This window comes from Klebsiella sp. K-3, assembly GCF_051207495.1.
GTDB classification, from domain to species: domain Bacteria; phylum Pseudomonadota; class Gammaproteobacteria; order Enterobacterales; family Enterobacteriaceae; genus Klebsiella; species Klebsiella aerogenes.
Genome location: NZ_JBPNXF010000018.1, coordinates 56,244 through 73,203, shown reverse-complemented (window position 1 = coordinate 73,203; position 16,960 = coordinate 56,244). Strand labels below are relative to the sequence as shown.

Annotated in this window: 14 protein-coding genes and 1 pseudogene; 3 read left to right on the top strand and 12 right to left on the bottom strand. The window is 56.2% G+C overall.

Annotation, left to right across the window (positions count from 1 at the left end):
• From ACSEMK_RS22885 to pdxA, 7 genes and pseudogenes are all read right to left on the bottom strand, one after another.
• A pseudogene (locus ACSEMK_RS22885) lies at window positions 1-207 on the bottom strand (transketolase); the annotation flags it as partial.
• 18 nt (window positions 208-225) lie between these two features.
• Window positions 226-1,179 (bottom strand): transaldolase, encoded by a 954-nt coding sequence (gene tal / locus ACSEMK_RS22880; RefSeq protein ID WP_015367157.1) that lies wholly within the window; start codon window positions 1,177-1,179, stop codon window positions 226-228.
• A 28-nt stretch (window positions 1,180-1,207) separates the two neighbouring features.
• A complete protein-coding gene (gene rpiB / locus ACSEMK_RS22875; protein WP_015367158.1) occupies window positions 1,208-1,666 on the bottom strand; it encodes a ribose 5-phosphate isomerase B in 459 nt (152 codons plus the stop codon).
• A 32-nt stretch (window positions 1,667-1,698) separates the two neighbouring features.
• On the bottom strand, window positions 1,699-2,067 hold the full coding sequence (locus tag ACSEMK_RS22870) for a PTS glucitol/sorbitol transporter subunit IIA (protein WP_015367159.1): 369 nt from the start codon (window positions 2,065-2,067) through the stop codon (window positions 1,699-1,701).
• A gap of 1 nt (window position 2,068) precedes the next feature.
• Entirely contained in the window at window positions 2,069-3,085 is a 1,017-nt protein-coding gene (locus tag ACSEMK_RS22865; RefSeq protein WP_015367160.1) for a 2-keto-3-deoxygluconate permease, read from the bottom strand.
• A 149-nt stretch (window positions 3,086-3,234) separates the two neighbouring features.
• Window positions 3,235-4,953, bottom strand: a complete 1,719-nt coding sequence (locus tag ACSEMK_RS22860) for a four-carbon acid sugar kinase family protein (RefSeq protein ID WP_275518962.1) — start codon at window positions 4,951-4,953, stop codon at window positions 3,235-3,237.
• 35 nt (window positions 4,954-4,988) lie between these two features.
• Complete coding sequence (gene pdxA, locus ACSEMK_RS22855) at window positions 4,989-5,996, bottom strand: 4-hydroxythreonine-4-phosphate dehydrogenase PdxA (protein WP_411325433.1); 1,008 nt, start codon at window positions 5,994-5,996, stop codon at window positions 4,989-4,991.
• 243 nt (window positions 5,997-6,239) lie between these two features.
• Here pdxA and ACSEMK_RS22850 point away from each other — a divergent pair, with 243 nt between their 5' ends.
• Together ACSEMK_RS22850 and ACSEMK_RS22845 are read left to right on the top strand one after the other, a co-directional pair.
• Window positions 6,240-7,034, top strand: coding sequence for a triose-phosphate isomerase (locus ACSEMK_RS22850; protein WP_430915497.1), 795 nt, complete (start codon window positions 6,240-6,242; stop codon window positions 7,032-7,034).
• Window positions 7,035-7,069: 35 nt separating this feature from the next.
• The gene (locus ACSEMK_RS22845; RefSeq protein ID WP_015367164.1) at window positions 7,070-8,032 is read left to right on the top strand and encodes a sugar-binding transcriptional regulator; all 963 of its coding nucleotides are present in this window, start codon (window positions 7,070-7,072) and stop codon (window positions 8,030-8,032) included.
• Between the two features lie 38 nt (window positions 8,033-8,070).
• Here ACSEMK_RS22845 and cobB read toward each other — a convergent pair whose 3' ends face one another.
• The 5 genes from cobB to lolC all read right to left on the bottom strand — a co-directional run bounded on the left by cobB (window position 8,071) and on the right by lolC (window position 13,062).
• Complete coding sequence (cobB, locus tag ACSEMK_RS22840; RefSeq protein WP_047037522.1) at window positions 8,071-8,895, bottom strand: Sir2 family NAD+-dependent deacetylase; 825 nt, start codon at window positions 8,893-8,895, stop codon at window positions 8,071-8,073.
• A gap of 14 nt (window positions 8,896-8,909) precedes the next feature.
• Window positions 8,910-9,821, bottom strand: coding sequence for an N-acetylglucosamine kinase (gene nagK, locus ACSEMK_RS22835; protein ID WP_430915496.1), 912 nt, complete (start codon window positions 9,819-9,821; stop codon window positions 8,910-8,912).
• A gap of 103 nt (window positions 9,822-9,924) precedes the next feature.
• Window positions 9,925-11,169, bottom strand: coding sequence for a lipoprotein-releasing ABC transporter permease subunit LolE (gene lolE / locus ACSEMK_RS22830; protein ID WP_113374189.1), 1,245 nt, complete (start codon window positions 11,167-11,169; stop codon window positions 9,925-9,927).
• Window positions 11,169-11,870, bottom strand: coding sequence for a lipoprotein-releasing ABC transporter ATP-binding protein LolD (gene lolD, locus ACSEMK_RS22825; RefSeq protein WP_015367168.1), 702 nt, complete (start codon window positions 11,868-11,870; stop codon window positions 11,169-11,171). The genes lolE and lolD overlap by 1 nt, the downstream gene beginning before the upstream one ends.
• Entirely contained in the window at window positions 11,863-13,062 is a 1,200-nt protein-coding gene (lolC, locus tag ACSEMK_RS22820) for a lipoprotein-releasing ABC transporter permease subunit LolC (protein ID WP_087857985.1), read from the bottom strand. Before lolC ends, lolD begins: the two co-directional genes overlap by 8 nt.
• A 338-nt stretch (window positions 13,063-13,400) precedes the next feature.
• Here lolC and mfd point away from each other — a divergent pair, with 338 nt between their 5' ends.
• On the top strand, window positions 13,401-16,847 hold the full coding sequence (gene mfd, locus ACSEMK_RS22815) for a transcription-repair coupling factor (protein ID WP_411325432.1): 3,447 nt from the start codon (window positions 13,401-13,403) through the stop codon (window positions 16,845-16,847).
• The last annotated feature ends 113 nt before the right edge of the window (window positions 16,848-16,960 follow it).

Below are 16,960 nucleotides of genomic sequence, written 5' to 3'. Positions count from 1 at the left end.
ACCGTTGGACAGCACGAAGCGGTCACGATCGGCCCAGGACGGGTTCTGCGGGTTATGGTTCAGGAAATCACGCCACAGGACTTCGGCAATGTCAGCCATGCCCATCGGGGCGCCAGGGTGGCCGGATTTGGCTTTCTGTACAGCGTCCATCGAGAGTGCGCGCAGCGCGTTGGCGCAGCGGCGGCGAACGACAAGTGTGTTATTCATAGCGGTCTTCCCTGCTGCTTACAGCATCTGACGAATTTGGTTTTCAAGCTTCAGTTGATCGGCGGCAAACAGCCGAATGCCTTCCGACAGTTTCTCCACCGCCATCGGATCCTGATGATGCTGCCAGAGAAACTCAGCCTGGCTCATCGGCGACGGTCGGGTTTCGCTGACGTAACCTGGCTTGAGCTGACGACTGAGCGGCGCGTCGTTAGCCGCCAGCTCATCGAGCAGCGCCGGGGAAATCGTCAACCGGTCGCAGCCCGCCAGCGCCTGAATTTGCTCAATACGGCGAAAGCTGGCGCCCATCACTACGGTGTCGTAGCCGTGGGATTTGTAGTACTGATAAATCTGGCGTACGGAAACGACGCCCGGATCGCGGTCGGCCTGATATTCCGTCTCCTGAGGTTGATGCTTTTGATACCAGTCGTAGATCCGCCCGACGAACGGCGAAATCAGATAGACCCCCGCTTCGGCGCAGGCGCGTGCCTGGGCAAAGGAAAAGAGCAGCGTCAGGTTACAGTTAATGCCGCTTTTCTCCAGCTCCTCCGCCGCGCGGATCCCTTCCCAGGTCGCCGCCAGCTTAATCAGGATCCGTTCGGCGCCGATACCGTTCTTTTCATACATCTGGATTAGCTTGCGCGCCTGCGCGACGCACATGCCGCGATCCCAGGCGTAACGCGCGTCGACTTCGGTTGAGATACGCCCGGGTACGTGGCGCAGTACTTCGCTGCCGATATCCACCGCCACCTGATCGCAGGCGTTAATCAGTTGGGTTTGTTCGCTGCCGCCCTGGCGGCGCGCTTTACCGATGGCGTCGGCGATCAGCGCCTGGTACTGCGGAAGTTGGGCTGCCTTCAGCACCAATGACGGATTGGTCGTAGCATCCTGCGGCGAAAACTTTTTAATCGATTCAATATCGCCGGTATCGGCAACGACCACGGTATAGGATTTCAGGGTATCAAGCTGGTTCATAGTCTGTTCCTTTCAAAAAAACCGGGAATTAATCTCTGGCATGCTGGTGTTCGTAATAATCGATTCGTTCAACTTTCGGCGCTGAACCGCCGCCCTCGTATTCTGCCGCCAGCCACGCCTGGAGGATTTTTTTGCCTAATTCCGTGCCGATGACCCGTGCGCCAAGGGTGATAATCTGCGCATTATTGCTTTTGCGCGCCCGCTCGGCGGAAAATGTATCGTGACACTGCGCGGCGCGAATCCCCGGAACTTTATTCGCCACTATGCTCATGCCAATGCCGGTACCGCAAATTAAGATCCCACGATCGTGTTCACCCTGCTTAATCGACATCGCTACCGCGTGAGCAACATCCGGATATACCGTACTGCCCTGGCGTTTATCGCTGCTGTAATCCGCGACGTTTATTCCTGACTCCTGCAAATAAGCGACGATGACATCGCGAAATGCATAGGCGGCATCATCCGCACCAATAGCGATCGTTTTCATAGTTAATTCCTTAGCTTAATAACAGATTTAATTTAAAGTGTATAAATTGAAATGTGGTCACCCACGTTTATTATTTTGGGTGTAATGCCGGCCAGGTGAACCATTCCAGGTAATTCAGCCCGCACGGCGTTATCAAAATTCAAGGTAATATGGCCAAGCTGTTTTAAATTCGCCGTTGCCACGCTGCCCACCGCGGTAATGCGATACTGCGTATTATTTAGCGATAGTATCTGCCCGGGAGCTAATTCCGCCGATAAATCACTGGCGCGGTGCAGCGCACAATACATGGCAATATCCGCAGGCGCCGGTTCGGCAAAGAGAATTAATTTATTCTCCGTCAGATAATTTGCGACGTATTCTCCCACGGCGGTAATTGACAACGAATACAACGGCGATGGCATATTATTTATTCCCCCGTGGCGCATGCGATGGTAGTGACACCGGTTTGTCATCTTTTACTGGCGTATCCTCTACCTGCGGGGCGCGCTTTTTCAGACGTTTGTCAAACCAGGCCACCAGAACCGGCGCGGTGAGCATGGTAATGATACTGGCGGTAGCCAGCTGCGCGGTGGCGGCATCAACGTACATCGCCAGCGACGGATCCGCCTGCGCCACCAGAGCTGGCGTCAGTGCGGAACTGGCGGCCGTGGTGCCGAGCGCCGCGCCCAATGCGGTCTTTTTCTTAAGAAACAGGTTGTACAGGAAGTAGAAAATAATGCCGGTGATGGCCGAGATAACGCCCAACAGAATACCTGACAGCCCGGCGGTAAACACGGTATCAATGCTTGAGTTAGCGCCAATGGCAAACGACATAATAATGATCACCAACGGCTGCGACGCGGCGCAAAGCTGTTTGAAGCGCTCATCGAGATTCCCCCACAGCATGCCGATCAGCAGCGGGATCAGCATCGATAGCAGCGCGGCAAAGGGGATATTAGCCAGACCGCTGACGCCCAGCACCACCATGGTGACGAAGGGACCGTCTTTAATGCAAAACACCGATATCGCTCCGGCATCGCTGGCGTCGCCATAGTTGCTACACAGCGCGATATACAGTGAACTGTTAGAGCTGGTTAAACAGGCAATCAGCGCCAGGGTCGAAATACCGAGGAAACCAGCCGGACCAAACATCGCCCCTGCCGCCCATACCGCCAGCGCCCCGGCAAGACATTTAAGGAACAGTAGCACCGCGCCTTTATACAACGGCAAACCAGCCTGGCGAATATTAATCGAGGTTCCGCAAATTAACAGGAAAATCCCCATCATGGCGCTGGAGCCAACTTTAAACAGTGCCGTTGTCGGGCCACCAATCGCCAACACCTGCGGCACAAAAGTATTAATAAGAATGGCGGCAAGCAGTGGAATAATAATTAATCCACCGGGTACCTTATTCATTTTATCCAGGATATTTATATTCATAGGGTAGCTCATCTTAGTTATATATACCCAGCACTCTTCAAGTTGTATCGACGAATAATGCAATTACGGCTGATAACTTAAAGTATTTAGGGTACAGAGAGAAAAACGACGCAATACCACCCGGACTCCAATTACGTCGCCTTGGATTATTAATTTTGTGCTTCTTTATAAATCCGTTCGACAATGGTGCTAAGAATGTCTTCCGGGCCGGTTAATCCGCCCTTGCCGACGCAAATCAACCCGGCATAATCACCGCCGATAATCCGCACCATATCGGTTTGCGGGATCACGTAGTCAATCATTTCAATACCGGTTGCGCCAAGCTCTTTCAGGACGTTGACCATCGTGTCGCCGCCGGTCATATAAAGCCCTTTTATTTCCCCACCGGCGCAGTTCAGCACCTCACGCACGATGCTGCCCAGTCCCTGGTTGATATTCTCAGCCGCCTGGCCGTGAGAGAGCCCGAAACGCTGCTCCTCTTCCTGGAGATCCAGAAGCCGACCGGTCAACGCCGACTCAAAAACGAATAAGGCGTTTTGCTGCTGCGGAATGCACTGGCGGGCATGCTGCACCACCCGCTGTACTTCAATTTCCGCGGCATTCTTTTTATCCACCAACAGTTCCGCATCCACCGGGATGTGGCATACCCGCGGATCGTTGGCGATCAAATACTGTAATTGTTTTTTGGTCACCGGCGTGGCGCTGCCCGCCACCACCAGAATCGAACCACGCTGCTGCTCTGCGGTCTGCGGAGCCAGCGCCGCGGCGCGGGCTTCACGCATTAAGCCACGGCGCACCGCCAGTCGTTCAGTAAAGGGGCCCGGATCAACAGCCAGTACGTTCCAGTTCAGCGCCACCACCGCCCCGGCAATCGCATCAACATCCTCGACGGTGATCGCGTCAACGACGATAACTCGAACTCCGCGTTGCTGTTGCTCCTGCAGATCAATTTCGATCTGCGCCTCGCCCTTCATCACCGAAGAAAGAGAAATATGACCAACCTGATGATGCGTTTGCGCCGCCAACAGCCCCGGCACCCAGGATTCCGTTACCGGCGTGCGGACATCGCGGGCAACGTCGGTACGCGACAGCGCGACTGAATCAATAACCGAATAGCCGCCCACGAGGATCCGCCGCGACTGCGGCATCGCCGGCACCACGACCGCCACCGTTTCCAGCGGTAGTTGTTCGAGCATGGCGTCAATTTCAAAACCGATGCCGCCGCGCAAGGTGGTATCGATGCGCTTGGTAAAATAGTGCGCGCCGCGTGCCTGTAACTGCTGTACCGCCGCGCTCACCTGGTGTTGGGCTTCGGCTTTCGGCAGCGGTCGACTGTCGCTACTAACAACCATGGCCGGATATTCCACCTCATTGCGTGAGAAGGACTCCGTATCAAAGAAAGCCGCCGTCTTCAGGCCGCTACGCGCCAGCAGGACGCCAAGGGTCGTCGCGCCGGTGAGATCGTCCGCGACAATACCCAGCGTGCCGCCTTCTCCCTGCGGCCACACCACCTCAATACCGGCAGGCGTGACCCCGGAAACATATATTTCTTCATGGATATATTCCGCCAGCGGTCCGCTCTTGCCGGTGGGATGTAAATTGATGGTCGGGATCCCGCGTTTCGGATACAGACCGCAGCGCAGGGTGCCGCCGCAGTCAATCACCATCAGGCCAATTTCCGCTTCCGGCGGCTCGCCATTTTTAAATACATCGACGGCCGGCCAGCCGGTCAGCTCGCACAGGCGCTCAACTACCGGGGGACGCATCCCCCCGGTGATATACGCAATCTTTTTCGCCTGACCGATGTTCACCGTCAGCGGCCCGCCCCAGCCTTTACTGCCTTTGCTAATCAACAGATGCTTTTCCATCTCTCTGTCCTTTTGATTTGCATTAACGTCAGCGATTATTGATGCTTCATTTTCCAGTAACGCGCGGCCACCAGCGTCGACTCCAGCATACTGACGGTGCCCGCCTTGCCGGTACCGGCGATATCGAAGGCCGTACCGTGATCCACGGAGCTGCGCATAAACGGCAGGCCGAAGGTAATGGTGATCGAACGTTCAAAATCGAGCGTCTTACAGGCGATATGTCCCTGATCGTGATACAGGGAGAGAATGGCGTCGTAGCGGCCCTGTTTACCAAGATGGAACACCGAATCCGCCGGTACCGGGCCGATGGCGTTGATACCCAGCTCTTGCGCCGCTTTTACCGCCGGAATCAGGTTATCGGCCTCTTCATGACCAAACAGACCGTTATCAGAGCCATGCGGGTTCAGCGCGGCAACGGCAATGCGCGGGTTGCGAATATTCAGTTCGCTAAATTCATGGTGGATTTGTTGCACACAGGCCAGCACACGCTCTTTGTTGGCGTAATCACAAGCGGCTTTCAGCGCCATATGACGGCTGACGAAGAACACGCGCAGATTATGCACATGGAACATAGTCAGCCCGTAGTCGGATTTGGTCTCAACCTGATAGATTTCGGTATGGCCCGGCAATTTACAGCCCGCCAGCTTAATCGCCTCTTTATGAATAGGCGCGGTAGAGACCACATCGATAAGTCCTGCCATCCCCAGCTCGATAGATTTCATCACATAATCCAGCGACATCTCGCCCGCCAGTTTTTGCACTTTACCCCATTCGATGCTGTCGCAGTCGTATTCGCCGGTCTCCATGATATCCAGCGTACCCCAACTGAAACGGGCCTGATCCGGATGCGTAATGCGGTTGATGGCAAAATCGCAGCCCATGATCTTCATCGCCCGTTCGACGATCGCAACCGAGCCGATCAGAAAAGGTTTGCACTCCTCATAAACGCCTTTTTCCATCATGGTGGCAACGGTGATCTCCGGGCCGATCCCAGCAGGATCGCCGATGGTGATTGCAACAACGGGTTTTTTCTCTTGTGACATCGTGGGCCTCTTGTGGTGAAAGTAAGTTGTTCATATGTTCACTATCAAATCACATGTTCAAAACATTACCTGATGATTGCCTAATCATTAGTGATGACGATCACATAAAAAAATCTGAGGATTTATTTCATCGAAAAATGTGATCTAACATATGTTCACGCCATGATAAAAAGTTCAATCTCAGTGCTATCACCACCAATCGATGTGACAATCTATTGATTTTATTAATCAGGAGAAGTGAAGATGAAACCGATATGGTTAGGAACCAGCTGGAAGATGAATAAACCGCTATCGCAGGCGCTAGCCTGGTGCGAAACCCTGGCGCAACGTTTACCGCAGGTAACACATCCTGATATTCAATCCTTTGTTATTCCCCCCTTTACCGCCATTCATCCCGTCAGCCGCTTTATCCAGCAGCACCAGCTGCCGTGTCTGACCGGCGCGCAAAATATGCATGAAGCGGAGAACGGCGCGTGGACAGGCGAGATTTCCGCGGCGATGTTGCTGGAAACCGGGGCGACGCTGGTCGAACTTGGCCACTCCGAACGGCGCGGCGCGTTCAATGAGAGCGACGCGGCCATTAACCAAAAGGTGCATAGCGCCCTGCGCCATGGACTACGTCCACTGATCTGCATCGGCGATAGCGCTGATGAAAAGCGCTGGCAGGTGTCCCGGGAAAGCGTAGTGCGGCAGATGAAAATCGCCCTCTATGGCCTGAGCGATAGTCAGGTGTTGCAAACGCTGGTGGCCTATGAACCCATCTGGGCTATCGGCGAACAGGGTACGCCAGCGACGCCGGAACAGGCCGCGGCGGTACATCAGGCGTTGCGTCAGGCACTATGCGAGACTTTCGGCGACGAGACCGGGCAACGTATTCCCCTGCTCTACGGCGGCAGCGTCAATCTGCAAAATGTGGTAGAACTGCTGCGTCAGCCGGATATCGACGGCCTGTTTATCGGCCGCGCGGCATGGGACGCCAACGGCTATTGTGAAATTGTTCAACGCGTTACACAGGAATTTATTCTTCAGGCGCAGTAGTATTAAGGGGACACCAGAGATGGAAATTCCACGCTATGAATGAACAAGACTCAGATTACGCGCTGCTCACTGAAATCGCAGTCGCCTATTACGATCGGGAACAGACACAGGAAGAGATAGCCAAACGTTTCGGGATCTCGCGTATCAAAGTGGGGCGACTACTGAAAAAAGCGCGTCAGGAAGGCATCGTTGAGATAAGCGTTAAGTACCACCCGGTCTTTAGTTCGCAGATTGAACAGCAGTTTATTTCGCACTTCGGGATTAAACGCGCGCTGATTGCCCTCGATCATCATGACGAAGATGAGCAGCGCCAGCAGGTGGCGGCGTTGGTAAGCAACTATCTTGCCGGCGTGTTAAAGAATGATATGACCGTCACCGTCGGTCAGGGGCGGAACGTGGCGGCCGTCGCTAATCACGTTGGCGTATTCCCGGAGCGCAACTGCCGCTTCATCTGCGGCATCGGCGGCACCAAGCGCGATAACCAGCTCATTGACGCCGACCATATCAGCCGGAATCTGGCGCGCAAATTTAACGGCTTTAGTGAAACGCTGTATGCGCCAGCCTATGTCGAAACCCCGGAGCTACGTTCGGCGTTTATGCAAAACCGCCTGATCAAAGCCACGCTGGAACAGGCCAGCAAAGCCGACGTCGCCATCATTGGCCTTGGCGATATGAACGAGAACAGCTTTATGGTCCAACTCGGATGGTTCACACCGCAGGAAATCGCTTCCGCACGGCAGGATCAGGGCGTGGTTGGCGACCTGGCAGGGTATAGTTTTTTCAATATTCAGGGTAAGCCGGTTGACACCGTAATGAATGACCGGGTGATCGGCCTGAGCCTTGAGCAACTGCGTTCCATTCCTTGCGTTATCGCCATTGCTTCGGAAAGCACTAAAGCGACGGCCATCCTCGGCGCGCTCCGCACCGGGGTTATCGATGTGCTGGCGACCAGCGCCTCGAATGCCCGCTCGGTTATCAATATGCAAAAAGCGCTATAAGAACGCCGCGTCTGACGCGGCGGTTTTACATTTAGCCGTTACAGTCCTTTCAGCAGCTTATCAATGAACTCGGGCACTACTTCGCTTGCCAGCCCGTAATGTTTCTCAGCGAATTCGCTGCCGACCTGGCTTGGTTCAAGGTTAAGCTCGACGGTATGCGCGCCGTGCAAACGAGCTTCATGGACGAACCCCGCCGCCGGATAGACGTGACCGGAGGTTCCGATAGCGATAAAGATATCGGCCTCAGCCAGCCCGCTGTAGATCTCATCCATGCCCAGCGGCATCTCGCCAAACCATACCACGTGCGGGCGCAGCGCCGCCGGGAACTGACAGCAGTGGCATTTATCATCCGCCGTCACGTCGCCGGTCCATTCCAGCACCTGCCCGCTCCACGAACAGCGTACTTTCAGCAGCTCGCCGTGCATATGGATAACCCGGCGGTTACCCGCGCGCTCGTGCAGATTATCAATATTCTGCGTCACCAGCAGAAAACGATCGCCAAGCGCCTCTTCCAGCTTCGCCAGCGCCAGATGCGCGGCATTGGGCGCGATTTCCGCACTCTGCAACTGGCGGCGGCGGGCGTTATAAAACGCCTGCACCAGCGCCGGGTCGCGGGCAAAACCTTCCGGTGTCGCCACGTCCTCCACCCGGTGTTCTTCCCACAGGCCGTCGGCGGCGCGGAAGGTTTTAATCCCCGACTCAGCCGAAATACCGGCGCCGGTTAACACCACCACCCGCGGTTTGTCTATTGCCTGCGGCGGCGTTTTGTCTTCGCCGAAGAAGACACGTTGCCGTAAGCGATCGCGTAACTGACGTTTTTTACGGCGGAAACGGCTTAAGCGATGTAAGCGGCGCGACAGCATAGCTACCCCTGTAATTAATGAGTCAAATGAAGGAAGGCCGCACCGCGCATACCTCCGGCGTCGCCATGACGCGCGCGCTCAATGCGCGGCACCCGGGCGACCGGAAGCAAATGACGCGGCAGGCGCTGCGCCAGCCCTTCGGTTATAGCAGTAAAATTAGATAATCCGCCACCCAACACCAACAGATCCGGATCGACAATGGTGAGGATATTGCCCAGACAAACGGCCAGTAGATCGAGATAACGCTCGACGTGCTCCCGCGCCTGCGCATTACCCTGCAGCCACAGATCGACGATCTGCGGCGAAGTTAAGGATTGGTGATAAAAATGCTGATACAGCCAGGCGAATCCGCGGCCGGAAAGATAGTTCTCAATGCAGCCGAGCTGGCCGCAGCCGCAGCGGGTCAGCGGAAAATCGCGCCCCACCACTTCCAGGGCATCCACCGGTAGACGAATATGGCCGAACTCGCCGGTGATGTAGCTGTGACCGGTAATCGATTTGCCGTTAAGCACGATCCCGCCGCCGACGCCGGTGCCGAGGATTAATCCCATCACCAGCGGATATTGGGTAAATTCGTCATCCCACGCTTCAGATAACGCAAAGCAGTTAGCGTCATTATCAAGACGTACTTCGCGCCCCAGGCGCGCGCTGAGATCAACGCGCAGCGGGTGGCCGCTGGCGGCGGGTACGTTGGCGGCATACAGCTTGCCGTCCGGGGTTTCCGGCATGCCGGGGATACCGATACCGACCGCGCCCTCCACGCCAAAGCGCCGATCGGCTTCGCGAACCAGCGCTTCAATCGCCTGCAGGAAAGCCTCATAGCTTTCCGTTGGAGTGGCAACGCGTTTTTCCCACTGAAGTTGCCGGGCGTTATCAAACACCCCCAACGCTATCTTGCTGCCGCCAATGTCAAATCCGTAATACATTTAGCCATTCCTCTTATTAGCCCCAACCCCACATCCTTTGGGCGGCCTCTGCTGTCACAGAATTGGCTTAATAGATGCAGCGTTGAAGGGCCACGACGATAAATTACTGGCCACTCAGCACCCTCGCCGGGTCAATACGACTGGCGCGGCGGGCGGGATACCAGCTGGCCAGCAAACTCAGCAACAGTGCTGTCACCAGCACATAAACGACATCCAGCCAGTGCAATTCAGACGGCAGGAAGTCAATAAAATAGATGTCGCCGGAAAGGAATTTATGCCCGATCAACGCTTCGATACCGTTGATAATCGATGTCAGCTTCAGCGCGGCTAACACGCCGATAACCACCCCGATCAGGCTCCCGACCGAACCAGCCAATAAACCATACCATACGAAAATCGCGCGGATTAAGCCGTCTTTCGCGCCAAGCGTGCGCAGCACCGCAATATCGCCGCTTTTATCTTTCACCGCCATCACCAACGTCGAGACAATGTTAAAACAGGCGACGCCAATCACCAGTACCATGGCGAGATACATAATGGCGCGGATCATTTGAATATCACGATACATATAGCCGTAGGTGCCGATCCAGCTCTTTATATAGACGTAGCTATTGGTTACCTCGCCGGCGTCGCGTACCAGCGTATTGGCGTGGAAGACGTCGGTGACTTTAATGGCGATGCCGGTCACGCTGCTGCCCATATCCAGATACTGCTGGGCGTCCGCCATCGGGATCATCGCGAAGCTATGGTCCAGTTGGCCGCTCAGTTGCAGAATGCCGCTCACGTGTAGCCTGACGCGTTTCGGCTGCAACAGCTGGTGCTCGGAATCTGAATTGGGGATCATGATAGACACCCAATCCCCCTGCTTCACGTGCAGCGCATCGGCGACGCCTTTGCCCAGAATCACCTGCTGCTCGCCGGCCTTAAAACTAGCCCAGGCATTGTTCTGCACAAAGTTTGGTAATGAACTCAGACGGCTCTCCTGCTGCGGATCGACGCCCTTGACCTGAATGGCACGCATATTGCTGCCGCTCTCCACCAACCCGGTAAAGTTGATATAAGGCGCAGCGGCGACGATGCCTTTCACTTTTTCAACCTTCGTCAGCGCTTCGTTCCAGTTATTCCACGGCTGATTAACCGGCTCGATTTCACCGTGCGGCACCACCGCCAGAATGCGGTTGTTGAGCTCGCGCTCGAAACCGTTCATCGCGCTCAGGCCGACGATCAGTACCGCCACGCCTAATGCGATGCCAATAGTAGAGATGACGGAAATCAGCGAGACCATACCGCCGCGGCGTCTGCCGCGGCTAAAACGCAGCGCAATCAGTAACGATAACGGTGAAGCCATTACTGGGCCCCCATCAGGGTCAGGTCAGCCGTCAGGCGGCCATCGCGCATCTCCAGTTGGCGGTTCATTCGTTTCGCCAGCTGCAAGTCATGGGTTACCACCAGGAAAGCGGTACGCTGCGCCACGTTAAGCTCGCCCAGCAGCTCAAAAATGCTGTCGGCATTGCGGGCGTCGAGGTTGCCGGTCGGTTCATCCGCCAGTACCAGCCGCGGTTTGTTCACCAGCGCGCGAGCAATCGCCACGCGCTGGCGCTCGCCGCCGGAAAGCTCCGACGGACGATGGTGACTACGGTGCTCCAGACCGACCGCCTGCAACATCGCTTTCGCCTGGCGTTCGATATCCGCCGCTTTTTTCTTACCAATCAGCAGCGGCATCGCCACGTTTTCCAGCGCGGTAAAATCCGGCAGCAGATGGTGGAACTGATAGATAAACCCGAGCTCGCGGTTACGCAGATCGGCGCGAGCCGCGGCGGAGAGCGAGCTCATCGGCTGACCGGAGAAAATAACATCGCCGGAGGTCGGCGTATCCAGCCCGCCAAGCAGGTGCAGTAGCGTACTTTTGCCGGAGCCTGAAGAGCCGACAATCGCCATCATTTCACCCTCTTGAATGCTGAAGCTGACATCGTGCAGCACATCGGTTTGCACGTTGCCTTCCTGATAGCGTTTGCACAGGTTGTCGCATTGCAGCAGGATCTTATTCATAACGTAAAGCCTCAGCGGGTTGGGTGGCGGCGGCGCGCCAGGAAGGATACAACGTAGACAGCAGGGCCAGCGCCATCGCCACCAGAGCGATAATAATCACCTGCAGCGGCTCAATCGCCACCGGCAGAGCCGCGCCGTCCAAAAACGCGCCGATAATCGGCATTAAATTATTCAGCTGGCTGGCCAACAGCACGCCGAGCAGCGCGCCAAGCAGCGCGCCCACGATCCCGGCGCTGGCGCCCTGTACCATAAAGACGGCCATGATCTGCCGCGGCGTCAGCCCCTGGGTCTGCAGAATAGCCACCTCGCCCTGCTTCTCCATCACCATCATGCCAAGCGAGGTAATAATGTTAAAAGCGGCGACGGCGACGATCAGGCTCAGCAGCAGCCCCATCATATTTTTTTCCATCCGCACGGCCTGGAACAGCTCGCCTTTACGCTCGCGCCAGTCCTGCCATTTGGTACCTTCCGGCAGCGTCTGCTGGCTGAGGGTGTCAACCTGCAGCGGCTGGCTAAGCCACAATCGCCAGCCGGTAATATTGCCCAGCGGATAGCGCATCAGTCGAGAGGCATCATCGATATTGGTCAGCATTTGATAGCCGTCAACTTCGCTGTTGGCGGCGAAGGTGCCGATGACGTTAAACAGACGCTGGCTCGGCACGCGTCCCATCGGCGTAAACTGGCTGGCGGAAGGCACCATGACGCGAATTTGATCGCCGCGGTTAACCCCCAACTGACCCGCCAGCTGTTCGCCGAGAATGACGTTATATTTACCTGCCTGCAGATCGCTCTGTTTGACGTTGACGAGGTAAGGCGTCAGCGGATCTTTTTGCGCCGGGTCGATGCCCAGCATTACGCCGACGGCGACGCTGCGGGCGCTTTGCAGCACCACATCGCCGGTGGTGAGCGGCGCGACGCGCGTCACGCCCTGCAGCTTAACGGCGCTTTCCGGCATTTTTTGCGGGTTGATAGAGCCCTGTTGGGCGCTAATGATAGCCTGCGGCATCAGCCCCAGGATGTTGTTTTGCAGCTCGCGCTCAAAACCGTTCATCACCGACAGGACGGTCACCAGCGCCATCACGCCAAGCGTAATGCCGATGGTCGAAAGCCAGGAGACGAAACGGCCGAAGCGGTCGGCTGCGCGCCCGCGCATGTAGCGAAGGCCGATAAATAGTGCGGCAGGTTGGTACATGTAATCCATCTGGTTGCTGATAGCCGATGTTCGAGTATATATGGCATAGCCCAACGCGTAAATCGCTGATACGGTAGATTTTTTCGCCAAAATAACAAAATAATAGTTTTAAATCAGGAAGTTAATTTAGAGTGTATATATTTATCAATCGCCACGCGCTGTAGAAAACCTGGCGCAGAAGGCCATTCGGGTTGGCGAAATCAGACCAATTGCGGATAATCAGAGACATTGAATATCAGCAATTTGCCCCTACATCGTAGAGCGAGTTGGCCGACTGCGGCCAAACAGTACAAACAATCGCCTGATGGGATAGGCGCTAAGGGATCCTGACAACCGTTATGCCTGAACAATATCGCTATACTCTGCCGGTCAAAGCCGGCGATCAGCGCCAGCTTGGCGAACTCACCGGCGCCGCCTGCGCCACGCTGGTAGCCGAAATGGCCGAACGCCATCACGGCCCGGTGGTGCTGGTTGCGCCCGACATGCAAAACGCCCTGCGTCTGAATGATGAAATCAGGCAATTTACCGATAGCATGGTGATAGGCCTCGCTGACTGGGAAACCCTGCCTTACGATAGCTTTTCGCCCCATCAGGATATTATCTCTTCGCGCCTTGCCACTTTATACCAGTTGCCGACCATGCAGCGCGGCGTGCTTATCGTTCCGGTCAGCACTCTGATGCAGAAGGTCTGCCCGCATAATTATCTGCACGGTCACGCGCTGGTAATGAAAAAAGGGCAGCGTCTGTCGCGCGATGCGCTACGCACGCAGTTAGATAGCGCCGGTTACCGCCATGTCGATCAGGTGATGGAACACGGCGAATACGCGACCCGCGGCGCGCTGCTCGACCTTTTCCCGATGGGTAGCGAGCAGCCCTATCGCCTCGATTTCTTTGATGACGAAATAGACAGCCTGCGGTTATTCGATGTTGATAGCCAGCGTACCCTGGAAGAAGTCGAGGCCATCAATCTGCTGCCGGCGCATGAGTTCCCGACCGACCAGGCAGCGATCGAGCTGTTCCGCAGCCAGTGGCGCGATCGTTTTGACGTGAAGCGCGATCCGGAACATATCTACCAGCAGGTGAGCAAAGGTACCCTGCCCGCCGGGATCGAATACTGGCAACCGCTGTTCTTCAACGAACCGCTGCCGCCGCTGTTTAGCTATTTCCCGCCCAGTACGCTGATTGTGAATACCGGCGATTTGGAGCACAGCGCCGAGCGTTTCCAGAATGAGACCCGCGCCCGCTTTGAAAACCGCGGCGTCGATCCGATGCGCCCGCTGCTACCGCCGGAGCAGCTGTGGCTGCGCAGCGACGAGCTTTTTAGCGAGCTGAAAAAATGGCCGCGGATCCAGTTAAAAACCGAGCGTCTGGCGGAGAAAGCCGCTAATACTAACCTCGGCTATCAACCCCTGCCCGAGCTGGCGATCCAGGCGCAGAATAAAGCGCCGCTGGACAATCTGCGTCGCTTCCTTGAATCCTTCAGCGGCCCGGTGATTTTCTCAGTTGAAAGCGAAGGCCGCCGCGAGGCGCTGGGCGAAATGCTGGCGCGCATCAAAATTGCGCCAAAACATATATTGCGCCTGCAGGAAGCCACCGGAAATGGCCGCTTCCTGATGATCGGCGCCGCCGAGCACGGATTTATCGACAGTCAGGCCAATCTTGCGCTGATTTGCGAAAGCGATCTGCTGGGCGAACGCGTCGCCCGCCGCCGTCAGGATTCCCGCCGTACCATCAACCCCGATACGCTCATTCGCAACCTGGCGGAACTGCATATCGGCCAGCCGGTGGTGCACCTTGAACACGGCGTGGGTCGTTATGCCGGGATGACCACCCTCGAAGCGGGCGGCATCAAAGGCGAATACCTGATGCTGACCTACGCCAACGACGCCAAACTGTATGTGCCGGTATCATCGCTACATCTGATCAGCCGCTACGCCGGTGGCGCGGAAGAAAATGCGCCGCTGCATAAACTCGGCGGCGACGCCTGGGCGCGGGCAAGGCAAAAAGCGGCGGAGAAAGTGCGCGACGTGGCCGCCGAGTTGCTGGATATTTACGCCCAGCGCGCGGCCAAAGAAGGCTTCGCCTTTAAGCATGACCGCGAGCAGTATCAATTATTCTGCGACGGTTTCCCGTTCGAAACCACGCCGGATCAGGCACAGGCGATTAACGCCGTCCTCAGCGACATGTGCCAGCCGCTGGCGATGGACCGTCTGGTCTGCGGCGACGTTGGCTTTGGGAAAACCGAAGTGGCGATGCGCGCCGCTTTCCTCGCCGTCGAAAACCACAAACAGGTGGCCGTGCTGGTGCCGACCACCCTGCTCGCCCAGCAGCACTACGATAACTTCCGCGACCGCTTCGCCAACTGGCCGGTACGCATTGAGATGCTATCGCGTTTCCGCAGCGCTAAAGAGCAGGCGCAGATCCTCGAACAGGCGGCTGAGGGTAAAATCGATATTTTGATCGGTACCCATAAGCTGCTGCAAAATGAAGTCAAGCTGCGCGACCTGGGTCTACTTATCGTCGATGAAGAACACCGCTTCGGGGTGCGTCATAAAGAACGTATCAAGGCGATGCGCGCGGACGTCGATATCCTGACGCTGACCGCCACGCCGATCCCGCGTACGCTGAATATGGCGATGAGCGGAATGCGCGATCTGTCCATTATCGCCACCCCGCCAGCTCGCCGTCTGGCGGTAAAAACCTTTGTCCGCGAATACGACGCGCTGGTGGTTCGCGAGGCGATTCTGCGTGAAGTCCTGCGCGGCGGCCAGGTCTACTATCTGTATAACGATGTTGAAAATATTCAGAAAGCGGCGGATCGTCTGGCTGAACTGGTACCGGAGGCGCGAATTGCCATCGGTCACGGCCAGATGCGCGAACGTGAACTGGAACGGGTGATGAACGATTTCCATCACCAGCGTTTTAATGTGCTGGTTTGCACGACAATCATTGAAACCGGCATTGATATCCCGACCGCCAATACCATCATCATTGAGCGCGCCGATCACTTCGGCCTTGCCCAGCTGCACCAGCTGCGCGGCCGCGTGGGTCGTTCGCACCATCAGGCCTACGCCTGGCTGCTCACCCCGCATCCGAAAGCCATGACCACCGACGCGCAGAAACGCCTGGAAGCTATCGCGTCGTTAGAAGACCTTGGCGCCGGCTTTGCCCTCGCGACCCACGATCTTGAAATCCGCGGCGCTGGCGAACTGCTGGGAGAAGGTCAGAGCGGGCAGATGGAAACTATCGGCTTTTCACTGTATATGGAATTGCTGGAGAACGCTGTCGATGCACTGAAAGAGGGTCGCGAGCCGTCGCTGGAAGATCTCACCAGCCAGCAGACGGAAGTGGAGCTGCGCATGCCGGCGCTGCTGCCGGATGACTTTATTCCCGACGTTAACACCCGCCTGTCGTTCTATAAGCGTATCGCCAGCGCCAAAAATGAACACGATCTCGATGAAATCAAAGTCGAGCTGATCGATCGCTTTGGCACATTGCCGGATGCGGCGCGTAATTTGCTGGATATCGCGCGCCTACGCCAGCAGGCGCAAAAGCTGGGGATCCGCAAGCTGGAGTGCAATGAAAAAGGCGGCGTGATCGAGTTTAACGAGAAAAATAACGTTAACCCGGTCTGGCTTATCGGTCTACTGCAGAAGCAGCCGCAGCATTACCGGCTGGATGGGCCGACAAGGCTCAAATTCTTCCAGGAGCTTGATGAGCGTAAAACGCGCATGGAATGGGTAAACCAGTTTATGCGTCAGCTAGAAGAGAACGCCAGCGCATGATAAAAAAGAGATGCGGTTGTCAGAACCGCATCTCTTTACCTGTCACAGTTAGCAAACTTTACAAACATTTTGCAATCCACCTGGATTTCCCAACACTCTCCCGCGCCATAATT

Excerpts from the sequence above, each read along its gene's own strand:
- ACSEMK_RS22860 (WP_275518962.1), bottom strand. The coding sequence starts at position 4,953 with ATGGAAAAGCATCTGTTGATTAGCAAAGGCAGTAAAGGCTGGGGCGGG.
- nagK (WP_430915496.1), bottom strand. The coding sequence starts at position 9,821 with ATGTATTACGGATTTGACATTGGCGGCAGCAAGATAGCGTTGGGGGTG.
- rpiB (WP_015367158.1), bottom strand. The coding sequence starts at position 1,666 with ATGAAAACGATCGCTATTGGTGCGGATGATGCCGCCTATGCATTTCGC.
- ACSEMK_RS22845 (WP_015367164.1), top strand. The coding sequence starts at position 7,070 with ATGAATGAACAAGACTCAGATTACGCGCTGCTCACTGAAATCGCAGTC.
- lolE (WP_113374189.1), bottom strand. The coding sequence starts at position 11,169 with ATGGCTTCACCGTTATCGTTACTGATTGCGCTGCGTTTTAGCCGCGGC.
- mfd (WP_411325432.1), top strand. The coding sequence starts at position 13,401 with ATGCCTGAACAATATCGCTATACTCTGCCGGTCAAAGCCGGCGATCAG.
- ACSEMK_RS22850 (WP_430915497.1), top strand. The coding sequence starts at position 6,240 with ATGAAACCGATATGGTTAGGAACCAGCTGGAAGATGAATAAACCGCTA.
- ACSEMK_RS22870 (WP_015367159.1), bottom strand. The coding sequence starts at position 2,067 with ATGCCATCGCCGTTGTATTCGTTGTCAATTACCGCCGTGGGAGAATAC.
- pdxA (WP_411325433.1), bottom strand. The coding sequence starts at position 5,996 with ATGTCACAAGAGAAAAAACCCGTTGTTGCAATCACCATCGGCGATCCT.
- lolD (WP_015367168.1), bottom strand. The coding sequence starts at position 11,870 with ATGAATAAGATCCTGCTGCAATGCGACAACCTGTGCAAACGCTATCAG.
- cobB (WP_047037522.1), bottom strand. The coding sequence starts at position 8,895 with ATGCTGTCGCGCCGCTTACATCGCTTAAGCCGTTTCCGCCGTAAAAAA.
- lolC (WP_087857985.1), bottom strand. The coding sequence starts at position 13,062 with ATGTACCAACCTGCCGCACTATTTATCGGCCTTCGCTACATGCGCGGG.
- tal (WP_015367157.1), bottom strand. The coding sequence starts at position 1,179 with ATGAACCAGCTTGATACCCTGAAATCCTATACCGTGGTCGTTGCCGAT.
- ACSEMK_RS22865 (WP_015367160.1), bottom strand. The coding sequence starts at position 3,085 with ATGAATATAAATATCCTGGATAAAATGAATAAGGTACCCGGTGGATTA.